Source organism: Clostridium sp. AM43-3BH, from assembly GCF_003479985.1.
In the GTDB taxonomy this organism is placed as follows: Bacteria; Bacillota; Clostridia; order Lachnospirales; family Lachnospiraceae; genus Otoolea; species Otoolea fessa.
The window spans coordinates 48,991-71,322 of record NZ_QUIH01000010.1 but is presented as its reverse complement, the minus strand read 5'-3'; the positions used below and the strand labels follow the sequence as shown (position 1 = coordinate 71,322).

At 48.0% G+C, this 22,332-nt stretch carries 21 protein-coding genes and 1 pseudogene; 16 read left to right on the top strand and 6 right to left on the bottom strand.

Features of this window, described 5'->3' with window-relative positions:
* Positions 1 to 97: 97 nt before the first annotated feature.
* The 9 genes and pseudogenes from DW931_RS14540 to DW931_RS14505 all read left to right on the top strand — a co-directional run bounded on the left by DW931_RS14540 (position 98) and on the right by DW931_RS14505 (position 8,900).
* Entirely contained in the window at positions 98 to 1,036 is a 939-nt protein-coding gene (locus tag DW931_RS14540) for a LysR family transcriptional regulator (protein ID WP_118469434.1), read from the top strand.
* Between the two features lie 148 nt (positions 1,037 to 1,184).
* The gene (locus DW931_RS14535; protein WP_182426683.1) at positions 1,185 to 1,802 is read left to right on the top strand and encodes a TetR/AcrR family transcriptional regulator; all 618 of its coding nucleotides are present in this window, start codon (positions 1,185 to 1,187) and stop codon (positions 1,800 to 1,802) included.
* Positions 1,803 to 2,102: 300 nt separating this feature from the next.
* Positions 2,103 to 3,371, top strand: coding sequence for an amidohydrolase family protein (locus DW931_RS14530; protein WP_118469432.1), 1,269 nt, complete (start codon positions 2,103 to 2,105; stop codon positions 3,369 to 3,371).
* A 42-nt stretch (positions 3,372 to 3,413) separates the two neighbouring features.
* Positions 3,414 to 4,832: a sodium:solute symporter family protein gene (locus DW931_RS14525; protein WP_182429154.1), complete on the top strand. Its 1,419-nt coding sequence runs from the start codon at positions 3,414 to 3,416 to the stop codon at positions 4,830 to 4,832.
* A 94-nt stretch (positions 4,833 to 4,926) separates the two neighbouring features.
* Positions 4,927 to 6,114, top strand: a complete 1,188-nt coding sequence (locus tag DW931_RS14520) for an amidohydrolase family protein (protein ID WP_118469430.1) — start codon at positions 4,927 to 4,929, stop codon at positions 6,112 to 6,114.
* Between the two features lie 427 nt (positions 6,115 to 6,541).
* Positions 6,542 to 7,189, top strand: a complete 648-nt coding sequence (locus tag DW931_RS14515) for a transporter substrate-binding domain-containing protein (RefSeq protein ID WP_243036962.1) — start codon at positions 6,542 to 6,544, stop codon at positions 7,187 to 7,189.
* Entirely contained in the window at positions 7,126 to 7,422 is a 297-nt protein-coding gene (locus tag DW931_RS16425; RefSeq protein WP_333491458.1) for a transporter substrate-binding domain-containing protein, read from the top strand. Before DW931_RS14515 ends, DW931_RS16425 begins: the two co-directional genes overlap by 64 nt.
* A 21-nt stretch (positions 7,423 to 7,443) precedes the next feature.
* A complete protein-coding gene (locus tag DW931_RS14510; RefSeq protein WP_118469429.1) occupies positions 7,444 to 8,121 on the top strand; it encodes an amino acid ABC transporter permease in 678 nt (225 codons plus the stop codon).
* Between the two features lie 47 nt (positions 8,122 to 8,168).
* Positions 8,169 to 8,900: pseudogene (locus tag DW931_RS14505) on the top strand (amino acid ABC transporter ATP-binding protein).
* Positions 8,901 to 9,012: 112 nt separating this feature from the next.
* Here the strand turns inward: DW931_RS14505 and DW931_RS14500 are convergent.
* Positions 9,013 to 9,924, bottom strand: a complete 912-nt coding sequence (locus DW931_RS14500; RefSeq protein ID WP_118627002.1) for a LysR family transcriptional regulator — start codon at positions 9,922 to 9,924, stop codon at positions 9,013 to 9,015.
* Positions 9,925 to 10,213: 289 nt separating this feature from the next.
* On the opposite strand from DW931_RS14500, the gene DW931_RS14495 reads away from it, so the two are divergent.
* From DW931_RS14495 to DW931_RS14465, 7 genes are all read left to right on the top strand, one after another.
* Positions 10,214 to 11,278, top strand: a complete 1,065-nt coding sequence (locus tag DW931_RS14495) for a hypothetical protein (RefSeq protein ID WP_118466978.1) — start codon at positions 10,214 to 10,216, stop codon at positions 11,276 to 11,278.
* Positions 11,279 to 11,425: 147 nt separating this feature from the next.
* Positions 11,426 to 12,718, top strand: coding sequence for an IS110 family transposase (locus tag DW931_RS14490; RefSeq protein WP_118482241.1), 1,293 nt, complete (start codon positions 11,426 to 11,428; stop codon positions 12,716 to 12,718).
* Positions 12,719 to 13,188: 470 nt separating this feature from the next.
* Positions 13,189 to 13,494: a (2Fe-2S)-binding protein gene (locus DW931_RS14485; RefSeq protein ID WP_022359568.1), complete on the top strand. Its 306-nt coding sequence runs from the start codon at positions 13,189 to 13,191 to the stop codon at positions 13,492 to 13,494.
* Positions 13,494 to 14,618 (top strand): NAD(P)/FAD-dependent oxidoreductase, encoded by a 1,125-nt coding sequence (locus DW931_RS14480; protein ID WP_118467738.1) that lies wholly within the window; start codon positions 13,494 to 13,496, stop codon positions 14,616 to 14,618. The genes DW931_RS14485 and DW931_RS14480 overlap by 1 nt, the downstream gene beginning before the upstream one ends.
* Positions 14,612 to 15,112, top strand: coding sequence for a 4Fe-4S binding protein (locus DW931_RS14475; protein WP_118466982.1), 501 nt, complete (start codon positions 14,612 to 14,614; stop codon positions 15,110 to 15,112). Before DW931_RS14480 ends, DW931_RS14475 begins: the two co-directional genes overlap by 7 nt.
* Positions 15,105 to 15,452: a (2Fe-2S)-binding protein gene (locus tag DW931_RS14470; RefSeq protein ID WP_118466984.1), complete on the top strand. Its 348-nt coding sequence runs from the start codon at positions 15,105 to 15,107 to the stop codon at positions 15,450 to 15,452. Before DW931_RS14475 ends, DW931_RS14470 begins: the two co-directional genes overlap by 8 nt.
* Positions 15,449 to 16,594, top strand: coding sequence for an FAD-binding oxidoreductase (locus DW931_RS14465; protein ID WP_022359572.1), 1,146 nt, complete (start codon positions 15,449 to 15,451; stop codon positions 16,592 to 16,594). The genes DW931_RS14470 and DW931_RS14465 overlap by 4 nt, the downstream gene beginning before the upstream one ends.
* Before the next feature lie 61 nt (positions 16,595 to 16,655).
* On the opposite strand, the gene DW931_RS14460 is transcribed toward DW931_RS14465, so the two are convergent.
* From DW931_RS14460 to DW931_RS14440, 5 genes are all read right to left on the bottom strand, one after another.
* Positions 16,656 to 18,152: a Na+/H+ antiporter NhaC family protein gene (locus tag DW931_RS14460; RefSeq protein ID WP_107001699.1), complete on the bottom strand. Its 1,497-nt coding sequence runs from the start codon at positions 18,150 to 18,152 to the stop codon at positions 16,656 to 16,658.
* A 155-nt stretch (positions 18,153 to 18,307) separates the two neighbouring features.
* Positions 18,308 to 18,592 carry a septation regulator SpoVG gene (gene spoVG, locus DW931_RS14455; protein WP_107001781.1) on the bottom strand — a complete coding sequence of 95 codons (285 nt, stop codon included), beginning with the start codon at positions 18,590 to 18,592 and terminating at the stop codon, positions 18,308 to 18,310.
* A 36-nt stretch (positions 18,593 to 18,628) separates the two neighbouring features.
* Positions 18,629 to 19,750, bottom strand: coding sequence for a glucose-1-phosphate adenylyltransferase subunit GlgD (glgD, locus tag DW931_RS14450; protein ID WP_022359575.1), 1,122 nt, complete (start codon positions 19,748 to 19,750; stop codon positions 18,629 to 18,631).
* Positions 19,747 to 21,021 carry a glucose-1-phosphate adenylyltransferase gene (locus DW931_RS14445; RefSeq protein WP_107001700.1) on the bottom strand — a complete coding sequence of 425 codons (1,275 nt, stop codon included), beginning with the start codon at positions 21,019 to 21,021 and terminating at the stop codon, positions 19,747 to 19,749. Before DW931_RS14445 ends, glgD begins: the two co-directional genes overlap by 4 nt.
* A 257-nt stretch (positions 21,022 to 21,278) precedes the next feature.
* Complete coding sequence (locus DW931_RS14440; RefSeq protein WP_118524749.1) at positions 21,279 to 22,253, bottom strand: LysR family transcriptional regulator; 975 nt, start codon at positions 22,251 to 22,253, stop codon at positions 21,279 to 21,281.
* Between the last annotated feature and the right edge of the window lie 79 nt (positions 22,254 to 22,332).

Below are 22,332 nucleotides of genomic sequence, written 5' to 3'. Positions count from 1 at the left end.
AAAAATATAGTTCGCCTGTTATTCTATCGGATTTTGTTATATAATATATCTGCCGTATACACAGTTTTACAACGAATCCGAACAGGAAGGAGCATTTATGGAACTTCGCCAGTTATCCTACTTCACCACCATCGTCAACGAGGGAAATATTTCCCAGGCAGCCAAAAAACTGAATATCTCACAACCGCCGCTCAGCCACCAGATGAAGCTTCTGGAGGCAGAACTGGGTGTGACGCTGTTTGAGCGCGGTTCCCGCCGCATCCGACTGACACCTGCTGGAAAGACGTTCTATGACCGGGCGCTTGCGATCCTCGATCTGAGCCAGGCTGCCCGCACGGAGCTGACTGCACAGAAACAGGAGATTCAGGGCGTTGTGCGCCTTGGCATCATCTCCTCCGCCGTCGAATTTGTGACCCGGCATTATCTTGCCCCATTCCGGCGATCCTATCCCAAAGCCCTGTTTGAACTCCATGAGTCCAATTCCTACCACCTGCTCGATCTGCTTCACTCCAACCAGATCGACCTCGCCGTGATCCGGACGCCATTTGCCAAAGCCGGGCTGGAGATGCAGACACTGCCGCCGGAGGCGTTTCTGGCGATCGGGCGCGAAATGATCTGGAGCCATTACCAGGAATGCCCGAATGCCCTCCTGACTGATATTCCTGCATCCGAACCACAAAAAAGCCATACACCCGCGTCTCTCCCTCTCTCCGCCCTCACCCGCGCGCCGCTCATCCTTTACCGCCGCTGGCAGCCGCTGATTCTGGGATATTTTGAAGAACAGGCGCTGGAACCGAACATCGTCTGCATTGCCGACGATGCCAGAACCGCCCTTTTATGGGCGTCCGAAGGGCTGGGCATCGCGCTCGCGCCTGAATCTGCCCTCTGTTTAAATTCCGATCCCGCCCTGATCCGCCGGATCATCACCCAGCCGCAGATCCATTCAAGTATCTGTCTGGTCAAACGGAAAGAACGGAGTTTATCGCTGGTGGGGGATGCGTTTTTCCAAAGTTTCCATGCCACCGCTATTTCATAAATATGAATTTTATCCTATAAATTCAATTGACTTTACACTTTTTTCATTGGCATATTTACACAAAATCCGATATAATAAAATCAGGATACTTATTTACCATGAATTTCAGGAAGGGGGCAGAAGACGGTGCGCTTCTGCATGGACATATATGAGCGAAAATTTAACCAAACGAAAACAGCAGGCGCTGGAAACGCGGAAACGCATCCTGACCTGTGCGCTTGATCTCTTTGAAACAAAGGGATTTGAGGATGTCACCATCCAGGATATTGCGGATGCGGCTCAGACCTCGGTCGGCTCCATCTACCGCTATTTTAAAAATAAAGAAGAGATGGCGGCGCAGAATGCGGAACCGTTGGACGATCTCTACGTCAACTTCTATGAGCAGCTGAGTACCCATGCAAAATACAGGGATCTGTCCGCCATGGACAAGCTTGCCCGCTTTTATTTCTTCGTCCAGAAAGCCGTTTCCAGCTACAGCAACCTGCGGAGCCTCTATATCTACAACCTCCGGAATCAGCAGGAGGAATCCACCCTGACGGATGGAAGCCGCGCTCTCTACCAGATTTATCATTCCCTGTTTGAAGCCTGCCAGAAGGAAGATTCCATCCGGGCAGATTTAGACGAATATGATTTCTATGATCTGATGCTCCAGTCGAGCCGCGGAATGCTTCTGGACTGGCTGCTGCGGCGCAGACAGTTTGATATCGATACCCAGGCATTAAAATGGTGGGAAATCATCTTTTCATATATTAGAAAACCGATTTAATTTCGTGAAATTTCTTTTTAGATACCGGAATGGAACTGCTGGGCATTCATCACAATTCCATTCCGGTGTTTTGTCTATAAACTATCGTTCAGACTTCTGTACATCCTGTATTCTGTCTATATTGATTCATATATTACATTTTCTTTCAACTATTTCTGTTATAATAAATGAAATTAGCAAATTATCAGATTAATTATTGACTTTTGCTCTGAACCTGTGGTATTTTTTTAGTGAACATATTCAGTGAGTGCATTCATCTAAAAATTGTTTTACAAAATTGAACACACAGGAGGTAGGTACATGTCGGATAAATGGATTAAAATTCTATGCGGAAAATTATATACCGGACTGGAAGCTCGTTTTCTTGAACACGCAGAAATTCTGGTCCACGGCCAATACATTGAAGAAGTCGGCAGCAACCTCCCATGTCCGGAGGGAACTGAAATCTTGGATTTAAGCCACCTGACCGTGACTCCCGGCATGATCGACGCTCATATGCACCCGGAATTTTTCAACTGGCGCGATGTCTACAGCGATACCATCTACAACTCCGACGGTTACCGCACACTCGCCACCTATTGCACCGCCGAACGTGCCCTGCACGGCGGTTTCACAACTATCCGCTCAATGGGATGGTTCCGGGAATCCTATGAACTCGACGTCAAACGGGCAATCAACGAGGGATATCTCCCTGGCGCCCGCCTGGTTGTTGCCCCGCATCTTCTCGGTACAACCGGAAGCCATGCGGACATGACGCAGACCGTCCGGAGCAACCCGGTTCTCTGCGATTTCATGGAACACCAGTATTCCGGGCTTGGAAATGGACCGGATTTCTTCACGGCAGCGGTCCGGCGGGAGAAAAAGCTCGGCGCCGATTTTATCAAAATCATGGCAACCGGCGGATTTGCCACTCCGTATGATGATCCGGACGACATCCAGTTAAATGATGCGGAATTTAAAGCGATTTTCGATACCGCCAGAGAACTCCGAATTCCGGTCACGGCTCACGCCTACGGACCGCGCCTCATGAAAAAACTGATGGGCTTCGGTATCACGGGAATCGAGCACGGCTCCCTCATGGATGAAGAATCCGCCGAAATGTTTGAACAGACCGGAACCTATCTGGTTCCTACCTTCAGCCCGTTCCATGAAGCGATTTATCCGGATCCGAAAAAAATGGCACAGAAGTCCCCGGAATTTCAGCGCAAGCTGGGAATTTATCAGGAACGGATGCAGAAAGGTCGGAAAATCATCGTGGACAGCCACATCAAGCTGGGCTACGGCACCGATTTCGTCGCTGCCTACCAGAATTATGAAAGCGGCATGGAATTCCGCTGCATGATGGAGAGCGGCATGGATGCTTTCCGTATCTTACAGGCTGCCACGAAAAATAACGCAGAAATCTGTGAAATTGACTCCATCACCGGCACTATCGAAAAAGGCAAATACGCCGATATCGCCGGATGGAAGCGGGATCTTCTCACCGACAAGGATGCCTTGCGCGACTGCTCCTTTGTCATGAAAGAGGGCACCGTCTATGAAGCGAAAAGTTATCTGAATGTAGAATAAATAAAACGCATTCTGAACCATTACAGCAAGGAGGAAATGACTATGACATTTATGGAACTTAAAACTGCCCCTCACCTGTTGATTTTCGTTATTGTTTATTTTGGTGTTATGATTGGAATCGGCGCCTGGGCATCAAAAAAAATAAAAAGCAGTGAAGACTATGCACTCGCCGGTCGAAGCTTAGGTCCGTTCGTCTTAATGGGAACACTGCTCGCGACTTCCGTCGGAAGCGGAACCATCACCGGCGGCGGCAACTCGCTCGCTTACAACTACGGCTACTGGGCTGGTATCCAGTGGGTTATCCCGTTCATCGTTTTCTGTATCATCTATATGTGTGTATACAAGCAGATTCGAAAGAGCAATTGTTTTACCGTACCGCAGATTCTCCAGCAGAAATACGGCGCTGAGACCCGGATCCTAGGTTCTGTCATCAACCTCTTCGGTATGGCTGGTATCATTGCTTCACAGTACAAAGGATTTGGATACGTTTTAAATATTACAACCGGTATTGATCCGAAAACCTCTACCGTGATCGCAACTATTATCATTATTATCCTCTCTGTTACCGGCGGTCTTTTCTCCGTTGCATGGACAGATGCAGTCAGCGCATTCCTAATCGTTGCCTGTTGTATCGTCGGTGTTCCGTTTGTCCTCAAAGCCGGAGGCGGCTGGGAGTCCATCACCGCCACCGCAGCTGCAATCGACCCGAATAAGCTTTCCTTCTTCGGCGGACGCAACATCATCATCTGGATCGGTTCTTTCCTGCCGCTTATCCTTCTTGAGACCGGCGACCAGAACTTCTATACCCGTCTGACCGCTGCCAAGACTGATAAGACAGCCAGAAACGCCATCATCGGATGGGGCGTTATGGCGCTCATCGTTATGCCGTGCGTCGGCATCATCGCCTTCACCGGAAGCGTTTTATTTGGTACCAACATTGACGCAGGTATGTCCTTCCTGTCTACCACGACGATTATTCCGGCATTCATCGGCGGCATGCTGTTAGCAGCTTCCACCGCATTCATCATCACAACCGGTACTTCTTACCTGCTGACCTGTGGAACCAGTGTTACGTATGACTTCTACAAACAGTATATCAATAAAACTCCGGACGACTCCCAGACACTCTGGGTAAACCGGATCGGTACTGCTTTAATCGGTATCATCGCCCTGATTATTTTAAACTTCTTCCCGACAATTCTGGCGCTTCAGAACTGGTCCTACACCATGATCGGCGCCAGCATCACACCAGCAGTCCTCGGCTCCATGTTCTCTAAGAAAGTAACCCGTCCGGCTGGCTTCCTGTCCATGCTTTGCGGCGCGATTGCAACACTTACCTGGGAACTCCTCGGATGCCCGGGCGGATATCAGAGTGCTCTGATTGCAGCTCCTATCTCTATCCTGGTACTCGTTATCGTATCTGCCTGCACACAGAAAACACTGGCAGGCGAAGCTGCATAAATAATACTCATTGTGTTTAACCGGCAGTCCCGGCGCGACTGCAATTTTCCACCGCGTTTGGAACTGCCGTTTCCATTAAGAAAGAAGGGATTTCATGGCTTTTTATCTGAAAAATGCACACGTGCTGGATGTAGAAAAAGGAACCTTTTTCTCAGCTGATGTTAAAATTGAAAACAAAAAAATCGTTTCACTGGACGAAAAAGCCCCGGACGGAGCGGACGCGGTCGACTGTACCGGCAAATATCTGACTCCTGGCGTCATGGACGCCCATGTCCACCTTGTCTGGGATGGTACTTCCCCGGATCCGATGGGGGATACCATCAAAGACGGCAACTATGTCTGCTTTGCAAAGGGTGTCCGCGGCGCAATGGATTCCCTGAAAGCGGGTGTTACCACCGTCCGAGATGTCGGCTCCCACGATGACGCCTCCATTCCGCTGGCAAGCGCGATCAACCGTGGAATTATCCAGGGCGCCAATATTCTCCCTGCCGGAAGCGCCATCCAGGGTTCCTACGGACACTGCCCGATGATTGGTTTTATCGCAAATACGGAGGCACAGCTGATCGATCGCATCAAGCGCTTAAAGGGCTATGATATCGAAATGTCAATCCCGCCGATCCACTGGGCAAAAATCATGGCGAGCGGCGGAGCTGCCGGTCTGGAAGATGTCGGTCCGTGTATGTATTCGCCGAAAGAACTGGAAACACTGGTGTATGAGGCGCACCGCCTGAATATGAAGGTAGCCGCCCATGCGCTCTCCTATGACGCCATCTCCAAATGCGTGGACGCTGGCATCGATACGATCGAGCACGGCGCTGAAATGACCGAAGAAATCCTTCTAAAAATGAAGGAACAGGGACAGTGCTGGGTACCGACGGTAGCCGTTTACAAGAGTCTTGTAGAGAGCGAGGGCATCATCGCTGATGTGATTGTAGAAAAAGCAAAGGTAGTCGCTGAAAACCAGCGGAAATCCTTTAAAAAGGCAATGGAAATCGGTGTGAAAATCATTCTCGGAAGTGACGCCGGCTCTGCCAACTTTGGTCCGCACCCGTCCGCCTACCTGGAAATGTTTACCATGCACGAATACGGCATGCCAAACGCAGATGTCATCCGGTGTGCGACCATCGCAGCTGCCAACGAACTCGGCATCGGCACACAGCGCGGCTCGATCGAGGCTGGCAAACTGGCGGATATCCTGATTCTGGATGCTAACCCGCTCGATGACCTGCACGCGTTTACCGACCATCTGTGCAGTGTCTACAAAGAGGGTGTTCTTATTTGACATTTATCCAATTCCTATAGCGGATAACTGCGTGCGTATTTCGTTCCCCCTAATACGCGCGCAGTTTTTTTCATTTTAGCGAAAAATCGCCTCGTTTATTTATCGTATATTGAATATTTTTTTATACATTACCGCATTCCGTTTAATTTTTCCAGTAAATTACTTTCAATATCGTTTTTTAATATAAATTACACAAAATTTTTAATATATAACACAAATGGCAGATTTTTCAGTTGACATATCGAAAAACCGCACGTATAATTGGCATCAATTCAGGAAAAGCAGAATAAACATAACAGAAAATAATTGCAAGGGCGCATCTCTTTTACGATGAATGCGTCCTTGTTTTTATTTATATGGCAACTGATCACGTGCCGGCTTACCGCGGGCACAGCTGAAAAAGAGGAGGAACCATTATGAAAAAAAGGTGATAACAGCAACGGCAATGATGGCTTTAGCAGCTATGGCAATGGCAGGATGCGGACAGTCTTCTGCTCCGGCAGAAACAACCGCAGCTGCTACCGATGCCCCAGCGGAAGATACGACCGCTTCCTCCGATGAAACGAAAGAAACCAGCGCTGGCGCCAAGGACGCGCTGAAAGGCGTAAAGCTTAAATTCGGTACCACCGCACTGTTCGCGCCGTTTACTTACTACGACACAGACGGAACCACATTGATTGGGTTTGATATCGATATGATGAACGCCCTGAAAGATTATCTGGGATTTGAGCTGGACGGTGATATCCAGGTTATGGATTATTCCGCACTGACTGCCTCCCTGGCAGAGGGAAAGCTGGATATAGGCATGGCTGCCCTGTGTGCAACCGACCAGAGAAAAGAGGTCATGAACTTCTCCAAGACATATTATGACGCAGGTCAGGTTGTCATGGTCAATACCGAAAGCAGTCCGAAAGAGATTACCGGCGAAGAAGCACTCCGAAGCGGTGACTACAAGGTAGCAGTTGAAAAAGGAACTGCCTCCCACATGTACGCACAGGCAAATTTCCCAGAATCCTGCATCGGGGTACACGATACCATCACTCCTGTTATGAATCCCTGGAACAGGGTAAGGTAGATGCCTGCTTACAGGATCTCGCCGGAGCTGCCTACTACGTTAAGACAACCGACGGCACCAAGCTTGCAATTGCCGGTGATGATTTCAATCAGGGACAGTCTCCATACGCGATTGCACTTTCCTTTGATTTCTGCAAAGAAAACCCGACCGTCAAAGATGCTTTTGATGCGGCTATCGATGCACTGGAAGAGGACGGAACCATCGCAGAACTGGAAGCGAAATGGTGTGAATAACACAAAGACAGGAGAGATTTGATGGATTTTAGTTTTTTAACAGTACTTTTACCGATGCTGTTCCGTGGTCTGAAGGTTACCCTGATGATTGCGGGTGTCGGTATTACACTTGGCTTCATCATCGGATGCCTTTCTGGATATGCGCTTCAGTCCCACAACAAGATTGCAAAAATTATCGCCAATGTATATATCTGGATCATCCGCGGTACGCCGCTGATTGTGCAGGCCTTATATATCTACTTTGTCATTCCTAAGATAACCGGCATCGAACTTTCAAGCAATACCGCCGGTATTGTCACAATCATGATGAACTCGGGCGCATTTATTTCAGAAATCGTCCGTGGCGCATTGGAAAGCATCGACGTCGGACAGAAGGAAGCTGGTTTTTCACTGGGACTTACATACAGACAGACGCTGGTCCATATCATCATACCGCAGGCGTTCCGGATTGTCCTGCCTCCGCTGTTTAACCAGTTTATCACATCCGTGAAAGATACCGCTCTTTTATCCGTCATTGTAGTCAACGAGATTACAAAACAGATTAATAACTACACCGCGCTCAACTTTAAGGTAATCGAGGGTTATACAACCGGAGCAATTTTCTATCTGGTGCTGATCTCTATTTTGATCCTGCTCCAGAAATATATCGAGAAAAAGCTTCGCGGAAAGCCAAGCAACCGGATTTTAAAGGCTTCATAGCTCGTAAAAACGCCTATCAATCTAGCCGGGAAAAGGGGGAGAATTGCATGATTCATATAGAACATCTTTCAAAAAAATTTGGAGATCTGGAAGTATTAAAGGACATTAACCTGGATGTAAACGAAGGTGAGGTTGTCTGTATCATCGGACCATCCGGTTCCGGGAAAAGTACATTTCTCCGATGCATCAATCAGCTGTAGGTAGCCACCAGCGGTGTTATTGAATACGAAGGCAAAAATATGCTGGAACCAAAGGCAGATATCCGGAGATTCCGGGAAGAAGTCGGCATGATATTTCAGAGCTTTAATTTATTTCCCATGATGAGTGTGCTGGATAATATTACGCTCGCACCGATTCTGACCGGTCATATGAAGAAACCGGAGGCTGAAAAGCTGGGAATGGAGCTGCTTGACAAGGTAGGTCTGGCAGATAAAGCCGATGTAAAGCCCGTCACTCTCTCCGGCGGACAGAAGCAGCGGGTTGCCATCGCCAGAGCACTGGCGATGCAGCCAAAAGCGCTCCTCTTTGACGAACCAACCTCCGCACTCGATCCAGAGCTGGTCGGAGAGGTTTTAAACGTCATGAAGGAGCTGGCAAAATCGGGAATGACGATGGTCATTGTCACCCATGAGATGGGCTTTGCCCGTGATGTTTCTGACCGGGTGCTCTTTATGGCAGACGGCTATGTGGTTGAGGAAGGAAAGCCAGAGCAGATCTTTACCGCCCCGCAGCATAAACGGACCAAGGCATTCTTATCAAGACTGCTGGCATCTGCGTAGACCCACTATCAAAAACATAAGTGTCGACAGCCGCTTCGCGATCAATAAGATTGCGGAGCGGCTGTTTTCTGCCATAGGAAACCTCGTTCTATGTGCCATGGCACATTCCTTCTTATAAATTCAGATCTCCCAGACTGGAAAGATAATGTTTGCATATATCCAGGAATTCCCTGTTTTTTTCAGCGAAAAAGCTGTTCTTCATCCATACATAATTAATGAAGGTTTTGTTTTTAAAATCGTTAATAAAAATCTGGCTCATAACACCGCGATCCAGTTTTTTCTGTACGACAAACTTGTATACAAATGAGAGACCAACATTTTCAATGACAAGATTGTGAATGGTATTGATGGTTCCGACTTCTACAAAAGAGGCGAAATTATGTATGTCCTGATTGTAACCGTGAAGAATAGAACGCAGATTGAGATAGGATTTTGAACCTTCTTCTCTGAAAATCAACCGATAGGGATTTAATTCTTTAAAATCTACGGTTTTTCCGGCCAGCGGATGAGTGGGAGCGCAGATGCAGATGGTTTCAGACTCGAATAATTCGTGACATTCATATTCTTCCGGTGGACAGTAGGTATCCACAATACAAGCCTGGATTCTTCCGTTTGCTAATTGAACTAACAAGTCATCAGATTCTCCCATATAGATGCTGACCTTTTTTTCAGGGTATTTGTCCAAATATTTTCCCATTACTTTTGCAGCAAATGTTTCTCCGAATCCGGTCAGGGAACCCAGTTTGAAAACGTCAGGTTCGTTGATGGGGACAGAAAGCCGGTTTTTTATGATTTCTGAATCAGCCTGTACAGATTGGGCATATGAGCGGAGGAGACGTCCTTGATCGGTTAGGTGAAGTCTTTTTTTCTCATCATAATAAAATAGTTTTGTTCCGTAATACTGTTCCAGATATTTGATGTGCTGAGTTACGGCTGGTTGAGTCATATGAAGCTTTTCAGCGGTTTTGGTATAATTTTTCGTTTCACAGAGCTCTAAAAAGGTACTGAGCTTATAATTTAACACAGATATACTCTCTCCTTTCTGCGTGAATATCTGTATAAGGCGTTTAGTGGGGGGGTGGCTATATCAAATGTGAAATAACGCACATTTAGTAGCAAGAATGCCTTGGTATTCTTGAATTTGTAGACCAAAATTCAGACTAAAGTCTGTATAATACAGATTTATCACTTTATAAAATAACATAATTTCATTTTATTTGATTTATATGCTAAGATCAAGACAAAGAAAAATATTTTTCGCGAATTTCAAAATAGTATACTTAAAATTATGAATGTTAGGGAAAGGAGGAACTATGGAATACCCGATTGGAATTGAGATGTCGAAGGACTATTTATCGTATGAGGTCAGTAAGGCTGCGTACAAGTTGGTGCACGATGTTATGCTGGTGCAGCCGGGAGAGAACGTAGTAATTACCGGAGATACCTCTACGGATAAACGTGTACTGGAAGCTCTCATGAGCGCAGCTTATACTGTTGGAGCCAATCCGCTGCTTGTTTTCGCACCGACCAATTTAAGTACCTATTCAGAACCGGCGGCTCCGCTTGGAAATGCAGTTGCTGTTTCCGATGTCTGGATTGAGTTATCATACGGTTCCATCTTCCTGAGTGATGCATGGAAGAGAGCAATTGATTTTGGCTGCCGTTACATTAATCTTACCGGTATGGATGCAACCATGATCGTGAATTGTATCGGAAGAGTCGATGTTAACAAGGTAGTAGAGCTGGGAGAGGCTTTAAAGGCTAAATTAGAGGCAGGAAACGATATTATCATTAAAGATAATAATGGAACTTATTTAACAGCCCAAAATGAGGGAAGAAAAGTTCGTCACTCCGGTCAGCTGGCAACCTTTAAGGGGTATCCGTTCATGATGGCTGGCCAGATTAGCTGGTGTCCAATAGAGGAAACGATTAATGGAACCCTTGTATTCGATGTTGCGATTTTCCCGCCGACCGACATGGGTGCAATTTCTGAAAATGTGAAACTCACCTTGGAAAATGGACGTGTAACTAAGATTGAAGGCGGAAAAGAGGCCGAACGTTTCAGCGCATGGCTGCATTCGTTCAACGATCCGAATATGTTCCGTTTGGCACACTATTCACTCGGATTCAATCCGGGCGTTATGAAACCAACCGGACGTATCGTAGAAGATGAACGAATTTTTGGATGCATGGAATTTGGTATTGGAAGTCAGGGTAAAATGATTCGCGGAAGCTACTGGACAGCAGCTTCTCACACAGACGGTGTAGTATCGAAACCTACAATTATCGTAGATGGCGTGACAATTGAGGAAAACGGAAAATATGTGGATCCGCAACTTGCTGAAATCTGCAAGCAGATGGGAGTTGAAGGATATTAATCCATAGTCATTAACCTTATAACAGAGGAAAGGAGCTTCCTGTATAATAAAAAGCGTAGACGTTGAAAATTGAAAATACCTCAGAGTACAATAAGACTACTGACTGGCAGGTTAGTAAAAATCTTATTATACAGAGAGGTATCTACAATGAAGTCTAACACACAGAACGCAAAAATTGAAGCTATTACAGAAAAAACTTTGGTACTCGGAATTGATGTCGGAAGTGAAATGCACTATGCCAGAGCTTTTGATTACAGAGGAATCGAGTATTCGAAGAAGCCATTTAAGTTTAGCAACACAGAGGCCGGATTTGTGACATTTAAGGAATGGATCCTGGACCTCAAAGAAAGACATGAGAAGGATAAGGTGATTCCAGGTATGGAACCGACCGGGCATTACTGGTTCAATCTTGGAAAGTTTCTACAGGATAATGAAATGAAACCGGTGCTTGTAAATCCTCACCATGTGAAAAAATCAAAAGAACTCGACGACAATAATCCGACTAAAAATGACCGTAAGGATCCGAAAGTTATAGCAGGATTAGTTAGAGAGGGACGTTACATGATCCCATATCTGCCGGATGGTGTTTATGCTGATCTTAGAACAGCATCAAACATAAGATTCCAGTTACAGGCGGAACTTACAAGAATTCAAAACAGGATCAGTCGTTGGTTCAATATATATTTTCCTGAATATAAGACGGTATACGGAAAGTCGGATGCCAAGAGCGGAATGCTAATCCTTAAAACAGCACCACTCCCTGAAGATATCCTGACGTTAGGTATCGATGGAGTGAACCAAATCTGGCGTGATGCGAAGTTAAGAGCAGTTGGAAAGGCGAGGGCGAAGACCCTGATAGAAGCTGCTGAGCACAGCGTTGGAAGCAAAGAAGGTGCGGTGTCTGGAAAAATGGAAATTCGAATGCTTCTGGAGGACTATGAATCCAGAAATACGCGTCTACAGGAAGTTATGGTTCTAATTGAAGAACTGGTAAGAAAGATTCCGATGACTGAAAAGCTGTTAGAGATCAAAGGTGTGGGAATCAGGACAGTGTCAGGATTCCTTGCAGAAGTAGGTGATATCAGCCGCTTCAACAATCCGAAGGAACTGCAGAAACTTGCAGGATTGGCATTGGTTGAAAATAGTTTGGGAAAGCACAAGGGCGAGACAACAATAAGCAGACGAGGTCGAAAGAGACTTATATATCTACTCTTTGAGGTTGCAATGTCACTTGTGTCGAAGAACCAGGAGTTCAGGGAACTCCATAATTATTACACAACCAGAAGACTAAATCCATTGAAGAAAATGCAGTCACTTATGGCAATTGCAGCTAAGCTGATACGAGTCTTTTATGCCATTCTGACGAAAGGTGTGGATTATGATCCGAAAAAGATGGTCAGTGACATCAAGAGACCAGCAGTTTATCTACAGGCTGCGTAAGAAAGATAAGTAACTGTAATGGAGGCTGTCATGTGGACAGCCACTGAATCAAGCGGAATGTAACAGATAACGTCCACTGATCACAGTGCTGGAACAGGAAGCGAGTCAGTAATCAATAATACAAAGAATGAGCCAGTAGTCGGCAGAAATCATCACCAAGGGGCATGACCCCGTAAAGGAGCATAGCTGACACCCTGGTTATGGGTAGGCAGAACGAAGGAAGTTAGGACCTCTGGAGACAGAGATGATCCTGGTGGATATAGGAGGTTAGCTACCATAGAGGGAAGGGCATACGCAAGACCAGTAAAGCGAAAATCAATGACGTTTTATTTCGTATACCATTCAACCGCTATTTCAGTACCTGATACATCGAAATGCTCATAGCTGTGGCTTATTCACTGAGATATGAAAGGTTGAAAAACCTTGAATTTTCAATAAAAAACACTTGATTATATGAGGAGGAGATCTGTATGCGACTGGAAGAACATCCTGTCCTGGATTTTGACCGGGGAGAAGAGGTCGTTTTTTACTATAACGGTCAGCCCATCACCGGCTTTACCCACGAAACCATCGCCGCCGCCCTGCATGCGGCTGGCATCCGCACACTGGGACACAGTCCCCATCTGCACCGTCCAAGAGGTCTTTTTTGTGCCATCGGCAACTGTTCCTCTTGTTTCATGACTGTAGACGGTGAGCCAAATGTCCGCGTCTGCGTGACCCGCGTAAAGGCCGGCATGAAAGTGGAAGAACAGCACGGAAAGGGGGTTGTCCTATGATCAAACAGACCGAAATTCTCGTCATCGGAGGCGGACCGGCGGGTCTCTCTGCTGCCTGTGCCGCCGCCGAGCTGGGAGCCAGCGTCCTCTTATGTGAGCGCGATTACCTCCCCGGCGGTCAGTTAGTCAAACAGACGCACAAATTTTTTGGTTCCGAAAAACAATATGCCGGAGAACGCGGCATCCACATCGGAAACCTGCTGATAGAAAAAGCGAAACACCATCCAAATATTGAAATTTTGACAGAAGCAACCGTGCTGGGAATCTATGAGGACGGCATCGTTACTGTTTTTTATCACGGAAAACACATGAAAATCCGCCCATCCAAAATCATTCTCGCCACCGGCGCTTCTGAAAAGTTTCTGGAATTTCCCGGCAATGATCTTCCCGGTATCTACGGTGCCGGTGCCGTGCAGACCCTCATGAATGTCGCCGGCGTCAAACCGGCTGAACGTGTTTTAATGGTCGGTGCAGGCAATATCGGTCTGATTGTCTCCTATCAGCTAATGCAGGCAGGGGTTGAGGTTGCCGGCATTATTGAAGCCGCCCCAAAAATCGGCGGTTATCTGGTCCATGCCTCGAAAATCCGCCGCGCCGGTGTTCCTATCCGGACTGGTTATACGATCGAAAAAGCGTATGGAACTGATGCCCTTGAGGGCGTTGTCATCGTACAGGTTGACTCCCAGTTCCAGCCTGTCCCCGGCACGGAAGAGACGATTCCCTGCGATACGCTCTGTCTGGCAGTCGGACTGGCTCCGCTGACCGAGCTTTGCTGGCAGGCTGGCTGTGATATGGCATTTATCCGCGAATTATCCGGGCATATCCCGCTGACCGATGAAAACCTGGAAACCTCGGTTCCGGGCGTCTATGCAGCCGGCGATGTTTCCGGAATCGAAGAAGCCTCTTCCGCTATGGTGGAAGGCCGTCTCGCCGGATGTGCCGCTGCCGAAAGCCTCGGCTATGAGCCTGTCCGGGCGGCAGCCGAAAAGGAAGCTGCCCGTTCGGAGCTTTCTGAACTGCGCTCCGGTCCTGCCGGTGCCAGAATTTTAAGCGGTCTGGAAAAAGCCCGTAAACTTCGCCTGGAGCATGACATATGCAGGAAAGGAGGCGCATCCGTATGTTAATTCAGACAGGAATCCCGGATAAAGAAGCCATTGAAGCAGTTACGCCGGATGAAACACGTTTTTTAAAGGGCGCCGTTGCCATCGCAGAGTGTTTTCAGAAAATCCCCTGCAATCCCTGTACAAAGGCCTGTGTAAAAAAAGCAATCCACATTGAGCCAGATATCAACGAGACACCCGAAATTGATTTTGATGTCTGCAATGGCTGCGGTGCCTGTATGCTGAAGTGCCCGGGTCTTGCCATTTTCATCGTTGATAAAACATACAGCCCGACCGAAGCCCTCGTAAAGCTTCCGTTTGAATTTCTGCCGCTTCCTAAAAAAGGAGAGCTTGCCTGCGGTCTGAACCGCTCCGGCGAAGCACTCGGCTGGTTCCCGGTCGTACAGATCATCCAGGGCGGCGCTAAAAATAAAACCAACATTGTCTGTCTGGCGGTTCCGAAGGAACTTGCCATGGACGTTCGGGCAATCAAAGTAGGGGGGTATCAAAATGGATGATAAAAACACAATCCTCTGCCGATGTGAAGATTTAACCCGCGAGGACATTTTAAAATGTATTCAGGATGGTTACCGCACCATCGACGAAATTAAACGTGTAACCCGTGCTGGAATGGGTCCCTGTCAGGGACGTACCTGCCGGATGTTGATCGCACAGGAACTCTCTTCCTATTATAAACTTCCTCTGGAAGAGGTCCTGATGCCAACCTTCCGCCCTCCTGTCAAACCTATCAGCATGGGCGCTCTGGCAGACGCCTGGGAAGAAACCGTCCAGGACGGGGATGAAGGTTCTTACGGATCCTACGATCCATCTGCTACAAAAGGAGGTGGCTGCGAATGAAAAAAGCCTACGATGTCATCATTATCGGCGGAGGCATTATTGGATGTGCCACCGCATTTGAACTCGCCAAGCGTGGAATCACAGACATCCTCCTGATTGAGAAACGCTTTCTGACCTCCGGCGCAACGGGCCGCTGCGGCGCCGGTATCCGCCAGCAGTGGGGATCCGAGCTGAACGCGCGGATCGCTCTGGAAAGTACCCATATCTTTGAACATCTGGAAGAATATACCGGCTATACGCGCAGCTGCGGTCTCCATCAGGGCGGCTATCTTCTGGTTGCTTATACAGAAAAAGAATGGGCACAATTTCAGGAAAACCTCAAAGTCCAGCATAAGCTCGGCATTGATTCCCGCGCCGTCGATTTAAAAGAAGCAAAAGAGATTGTTCCATACCTGAATACCGACGGTATGTTTGGCGCTACCTTCTGCCAGAAGGATGGTCACGCAGATCCGTTCCAGTGTACACAGGCCTACGCACAGGGTGCCAAACGGATGGGTGTTGAATTTCTGACCTACACCGAGGTCACCGGGCTTCAAACGAAAGCCGGACGCATCCACGCCGTTGAGACAACAAACGGAACCTTTGAAGCCAGAACCGTCATCAACTGTGCCAACGTCCATGCGCCAGAGCTGGCTAAAATGGTTGGTGAGGATATTCCTGTTACCTCGGAACGCCATCAGGCGCTGGTAACCGAGCCGGTTGCACCTCTCATCGACTGCATGGTCATGTCCTTCCACCGTTCCTATTATGTCCAGCAGACACCGCATGGAAGCTTCGTCATGGGCATCGGCCCCCACGAAGCCCCCAGCTACAATTTCAATTCTTCCTGGCAGTTTCTGGAAAAGAACTGCGCTGTCATGTGTGAAGCACTTCCGATTCTGCGGAAACTGAAAGTGGTCCGCCAGTGGGCTGGACAGTACGATTTAAGCCCGGACTGCAACCCTGTCATCGACGAGGCGGCTGAGGCAAAAGGATTTTACAGCGTCTGTGGGTTCTCTGGTCACGGTTTCATGGTCTCCCCCCGCATCGCCATTCTCATGGCAAACCATCTCGCCGGGCAGGAGGACAGCATGGATATCAAGTTATTCAGCAAAGAACGCTACAAAACCGGCAAGCTCCTCCTGGAGCCGGCGGTTGTATAGATATAGCATAAACGCAAAAATCGGCAGTAAACGAACCAATTTTCGTTTACTGCCGATGCTTTTACGCCTCTTTCGTCCCTTTATTCTTTCGATCCAGAATAACCAGAACCACAATCAGCGCTGCGAATCCCACGCCGGTTCCCACCCAGCCATTGGCGGTAATTCCGGCCGCCAGATAACCGAGGAAACAGCACGCCGCTACGCACAGCACATACGGGATCTGGGTCGATACGTGGTTGATGTGGTGGCACTGGGCGCCAGCCGACGCAAGGATGGTCGTATCCGAGATCGGGGAAACATGGTCGCCGCAGACCGCACCTGCCAGAATCGAAGCCGTCACGATCGTAAGGCTGTTCATATTTTCAGCGCCAACCACCGCAAATGCAATCGGAAGCAGAATACCGAAGGTACCCCAGGACGTACCGGTCGAGAACGCCAGCCCCGCCGCGATGACGAACATCAGGGCCGGCATCAGGGAGCCGACCAGCGCATTGCCGCCCACTACCTCTTTGACATAGCCGCCGATGTTTAAGTAATCCGCACTGCAGATACCAGACAGAGTCCAGGCAAGGCACAGAATCATGATCGCCGGGATCATCGCCTTGACGCCGATCGTGAAGGATTCACAGAACTCATTGAACCGGATGACACGGCGGATCATGTAAAATGCAAAGATAAACACCAGTGTGAAGAAGGAACCAAGCACCAGGCTCAGTGCCGAATCACAGTTGGCGAACGCCTCGACCAGACCAACGCCGTCCAGGATGCCGCCTGTATACAGCATACCGCTGACGCAGAACGCAATCAGAACCAGGATCGGAAGAATCAGATCGATAACCTTTCCGTTGCCGGAGATCTCCATCGCCTCCGCCTCGACCGTCGTCTCTTTTCCGGTCTTTTTCACCTGTTCTTCATAGCGTTTCATCGCCGCGAAATCAAAATCGCCTGCTACCAAAAAGAGCATGAAGCAGATCGTGAGAAGCGCATACAGATTAAACGGAATCGTGTGAAGGAACAGACTGAAGCCGTCCACTCCGCTGTCCTCCGGAAGCGAAGAACCGACCGCTGCCGCCCAGCTTGAGATCGGCGCGATGATACAGATCGGCGCCGCCGTCGCATCGATGATGTAGGCTAACTTCGCACGTGTGATCTTGTGCTTGTCCGTCACCGGACGCATAACCGTGCCGACGGTCAGGCAGTTAAAATAGTCATCCACGAAAATCAGCATTCCGAGGAACATGGTTGCAAACAGCGCGCCCTTCTTCGTGCGGATCGCGTGGGACGCCCACTCACCATAAGCCTTCGACGCACCAGACTTTGTGATCAGTGCTACCACGATGCCGAGAAATGCCAGGAAAAGCAGAATGTTGACATTGCCCCCGATCTTCTCGCCCATGATCGCGATCATTGTTTCCACCGCATGAAGCGGATTTGGACCCGTAAATAAAAACGCGCCCGACATAATACCTATCAGCAGAGACAGGTACACCTCTTTCGTAATCAATGCAAGCGCAATGGCTACGATAGGCGGTATTAAAGAAAAAATCGTACCGCTCATAATTACCCCCTTATGGATTATCTGTACACATTCGGGCAAATTCTGCCCGTTTTTGAGCACACTATATCTACATAATAAATGTCCCCGGGCACTTTGTCCAGCGTCCGGGGACATTTTTTCATATTTTCTCTCTTTTTACTTTCTTTTCCTGCTTTTTACTCTGCTTTCTCCAGCTCTGCCAGTTCCAGAGCTGTCGCCTCGTATTTGGCAAGAATGACATTTTGAATCATGTCTCTGGTTTCCGAATTAATCGGGTGGGCAATATCCCGGTATTCTCCATCCGCAGCCTTACGGCTCGGCATAGCAATAAAAAGTCCTTTCTCTCCCTCAATAACCTTGATATCATGAACCACAAATTCATTGTCAAGTGTGATGGATACGATGGCTTTCATCTTACCTTCCTTCTCTATCCGCCGCACTCTTACGTCTGTAATCTGCATACCCATTTACCCCTTCCGTCTGTTCTTTGATGTACCCTATAATGTAAACCGCTCGTTCTTCTCAATGACAATCTTTACATCTTCCGGCGTACCGATGTGCGTCGTGTTGGCACGGATCGTATCACGGCTCTCTACAATACAATTCTCAATCACTGTATTGTCCCCGATGTAAACATCATTTAAAATAACAGAATTCCGGATGATACAGTTATTGCCTACATATACTTTCTTAAACAGAACCGAGTTCTCCACCGTACCATTTAAGATACAGCCGCTGGATACCAGGCTGTTCTTGACATTTGCACCCGGATTGTATTTTGCCGGCGGAAGATCATCTACCTTGGAGTAGATCTCCGGGTATTCCTTGAAGAAATAGTGGCGTACATCCGGTTTTAGGAAATCCATGTTCGTCTTGTAGTACGAATCAACCGAAGCGATGTTGCTCCAGTAAGTTCCTAACTTATACGCGTAAATGCGTTTGAGGTTCTTATATCTGACTAAAATATCGGTAACAAAATCATACCGATCCTCTGCTGCACAGCGCTCCAGAAGTTCGATGAGCTGACGGCGGCGGATTACATAGATACCGCAGGAGATCATGCTGGAGGTCGCCAGCATCGGTTTTTCCTCAAAATCTGTGATACGTCCGTCATCGTTTAACTTCACCAGACCGAAGCGGGTAACGTCCTCCTCCGGAGGCATCTCCTTGCATACTACGGTAATATCCGCTTTCTTTTCAATATGATACTCCAGTACCTTGCCGTAATCCAATTTATAGACACAGTCGCCGCCTGCAATGACCACATACGGCTCATGACTTTTCTTTAAGAAATCGAGGTTCTGATACAGCGCATCTGCGGTACCGCGGTACCAGTCGCTGCTCTCTGCCGTGATCGTCGGTGTGAATACATACATGCCGCCCTGCTTACGTCCGAAATCCCACCACTTGGAAGAACTCAAGTGCTCATTCAGGGAACGGGAGTTGTACTGCGTCAGTACCGCCACACTCTGGATGTGGGAATTGCTCATATTGCTCAGAGCAAAATCGACACTGCGGTAGCTGCCTGCGATAGGCATCGCTGCGATGGCTCTCTTATTGGATAATTCTCTCATTCTCTTGCTGTTGCCGCCAGCTAAAACAATCCCGATCGCTCTCATTGTATTCCACCTGCCTTTATGATATAATCGCCGCTCTCCAGCTCGCCGCCGTGATAATCTTCTGCCGTCGTCACGCCGGAAATCGCTGTGTTCCGTCCTATCTTCACTCCATCCGGTATCACGGAGCGCTCTCCGATCGTTACCAGATCGAACTGATATACCTTCTTGTCGTACTTGCTCTCGGCATATTCTCCGACGCCGACCTCGGCATTCTCACCGATGGTAACGTCCTCCGCCACGATCGCCTTATCCACAACCGTGCCAGCGCCGATCGTCGTGCCCTTCATGATGATCGAATCACGGATCACCGCACCTTCTCCGATCGTAACGCCTGCTCCGATGACCGAGTTAATGACTTCGCCGTATACCTCGGTGCCCTCGCCGATGATACTGCGCTCTATCTTGGACTGCTCCGATATAAATTGTGGGGGAATAATATCGCTCTTCGTGTAAATCTTCCAGTATTCTTCATACAGGTTGAACTCCGGAATGATGTCGATCAGTTCCATGTTTGCCTCCCAGTAGGAGCCAAGGGTTCCGACATCTTTCCAGTAGCCGTTGTACTCGTATGCGAAGATACGTTTTCCAGCTGCATGGCAATACGGGATAATGTGCTTTCCAAAGTCACATCCAGGCTCGTCCGAGAGCTTGATGAGCGCTTCTTTGAGCACCTTCCAGCTGAATATGTAAATACCCATGGAAGCTAAATTGCTGCGCGGATTCGCCGGTTTCTCCTCAAACTCCGTAATGCGGTTGTTGTCATCGGTTATAACGATACCGAAACGGCTTGCCTCCTCCATCGGAACCTGCATCGCCGCGATCGTCACATCCGCATTGTTTGCTTTGTGGTATTCCAGCATTACCTCGTAGTCCATCTTGTAGATGTGGTCGCCGGACAAAATCAGCACATACTCTGGATTGTACGTTTCCATGTATTCCAGGTTCTGGTAAATCGCGTTCGCCGTACCGGTGTACCAATCGCTTCCTTTGCTCCGCTCATACGGCGGAAGTACCGTCACACCACCTACGTTGCGGTCCAGATCCCACGGAATACCGATTCCAATATGTGCATTCAGCCGCAGCGGCTGATACTGGGTCAGAACGCCTACCGTGTCCACTCCCGAATTGATACAGTTACTTAACGGAAAATCGATGATTCGATACTTTCCTCCGAAAGAAACCGCAGGTTTTGCTACTTTTTGAGTTAAGACACCCAGACGACTGCCCTGTCCGCCTGCCAACAGCATAGCTATCATTTCCTTTTTAATCACGATATCACCCCTCGATGCTCACATATAATGTGTATTTTAAACCTGTTTTTATTATAACATACTTCACGAAAATAGTGAACAAATTTTTAATAGAATTTGTCCCAATTTTGTACATTTTCCGACATTTTTCGTTCCTTTTACATAATATTTTCGTAATTCCGGGATGTGGAATCTAAGAGCGAACCTCCCGTGAACTGAAAAAAAGCCCTGAATCTGAGACACTTTTGACTCAAAAGCATTTCCGATTCAAGGCTTTTTTACTGTATACTCTTTCTCAATTCTTCCAGACTCATCGAATCTGCAATCCGCGGCAACTCCTCCTGTAAGATATGGACAAAGTCCTGTATATACATCGGATGCATCGCATTCCGGTGGCTGACCAGCTCAATCTTTAACTCCCGTCCCAGGTTCCGGATCGGGAACATATAGAGTTCATCCTCTGGCTTACAGGTCTGATTGTGACGGTAAGCAGCTGCCAGCAGCATTTTCGGGCACAGCGCCGCACAGATGCCGGACGCGCAGAGCAGAATCTGCGTCTCACTATCACTGATGTTATAGATGACATTAAGCTTTACATTATAACTGTCCAGATATTCCTGAATCGCATGGTTGACTTTTCCGGTCTTGAAACTCTGCGTAAACGGAATGTTGGAAAACCGTTTCAGATCAATCCCATCCTCCATCTGCCGGATCTCCTGCTTGCTAAATTCCCGCCTCAAAAGCTTGGCGGAGATAACCAGGATGATCTCATCCGTCGTCAGGGTCTGGATTTTATAATCCGGATGCGGTGACGTATTGACCCCGATAAATAAATCTACCTGTCCGTTCAACAGGCGTTCCTCCAGGATCTGTGTGTCCTCCTCCGTAAAGGATATATTTACCTTCGGGTAACACTGGTAATATCGCGGCAGCACACGGGGCAGTATGATCGGCGCGCGGGATGTACTGATTCCCAAGGTAAAACCGCCCACCGTCCCCTCCGCTATCCCCGCCAGACTCCGGCTCATACTCGTCTCCATAATCTGGATATTTAACAGGTTATGAAGCATGATCTCGCCAGCCTGCGTCAGACGGAATTTGGGACGCCGCTCAAACAACACGACATTATACTCTTTTTCCAGCCTCTTTATATGATCGCTGGCGCACTGCTGTGTAATATGAAGCTCATTTGCAGCTTTTGTAATACTCATTTCTCTGGCTACCACCAAAAAAACTTCGAATCCTATTTTCATTGTTTCCTCCGCCAGTTCTCAGTTCTATCTATTTTCTTATTCTAACCAAAAGGAGCCGTAAAAAAACAGCGCATTGACC

Excerpts from the sequence above, each read along its gene's own strand:
- DW931_RS14520 (WP_118469430.1), top strand. The coding sequence starts at position 4,927 with ATGGCTTTTTATCTGAAAAATGCACACGTGCTGGATGTAGAAAAAGGA.
- DW931_RS14475 (WP_118466982.1), top strand. The coding sequence starts at position 14,612 with ATGTTAATTCAGACAGGAATCCCGGATAAAGAAGCCATTGAAGCAGTT.
- DW931_RS14510 (WP_118469429.1), top strand. The coding sequence starts at position 7,444 with ATGGATTTTAGTTTTTTAACAGTACTTTTACCGATGCTGTTCCGTGGT.
- DW931_RS14530 (WP_118469432.1), top strand. The coding sequence starts at position 2,103 with ATGTCGGATAAATGGATTAAAATTCTATGCGGAAAATTATATACCGGA.
- glgD (WP_022359575.1), bottom strand. The coding sequence starts at position 19,750 with ATGAGAGCGATCGGGATTGTTTTAGCTGGCGGCAACAGCAAGAGAATG.
- DW931_RS14485 (WP_022359568.1), top strand. The coding sequence starts at position 13,189 with ATGCGACTGGAAGAACATCCTGTCCTGGATTTTGACCGGGGAGAAGAG.
- DW931_RS14540 (WP_118469434.1), top strand. The coding sequence starts at position 98 with ATGGAACTTCGCCAGTTATCCTACTTCACCACCATCGTCAACGAGGGA.
- DW931_RS14460 (WP_107001699.1), bottom strand. The coding sequence starts at position 18,152 with ATGAGCGGTACGATTTTTTCTTTAATACCGCCTATCGTAGCCATTGCG.
- DW931_RS14495 (WP_118466978.1), top strand. The coding sequence starts at position 10,214 with ATGGAATACCCGATTGGAATTGAGATGTCGAAGGACTATTTATCGTAT.
- DW931_RS14440 (WP_118524749.1), bottom strand. The coding sequence starts at position 22,253 with ATGAAAATAGGATTCGAAGTTTTTTTGGTGGTAGCCAGAGAAATGAGT.
- spoVG (WP_107001781.1), bottom strand. The coding sequence starts at position 18,592 with ATGCAGATTACAGACGTAAGAGTGCGGCGGATAGAGAAGGAAGGTAAG.
- DW931_RS14465 (WP_022359572.1), top strand. The coding sequence starts at position 15,449 with ATGAAAAAAGCCTACGATGTCATCATTATCGGCGGAGGCATTATTGGA.
- DW931_RS14470 (WP_118466984.1), top strand. The coding sequence starts at position 15,105 with ATGGATGATAAAAACACAATCCTCTGCCGATGTGAAGATTTAACCCGC.
- DW931_RS14525 (WP_182429154.1), top strand. The coding sequence starts at position 3,414 with ATGACATTTATGGAACTTAAAACTGCCCCTCACCTGTTGATTTTCGTT.
- DW931_RS14490 (WP_118482241.1), top strand. The coding sequence starts at position 11,426 with ATGAAGTCTAACACACAGAACGCAAAAATTGAAGCTATTACAGAAAAA.
- DW931_RS14535 (WP_182426683.1), top strand. The coding sequence starts at position 1,185 with ATGAGCGAAAATTTAACCAAACGAAAACAGCAGGCGCTGGAAACGCGG.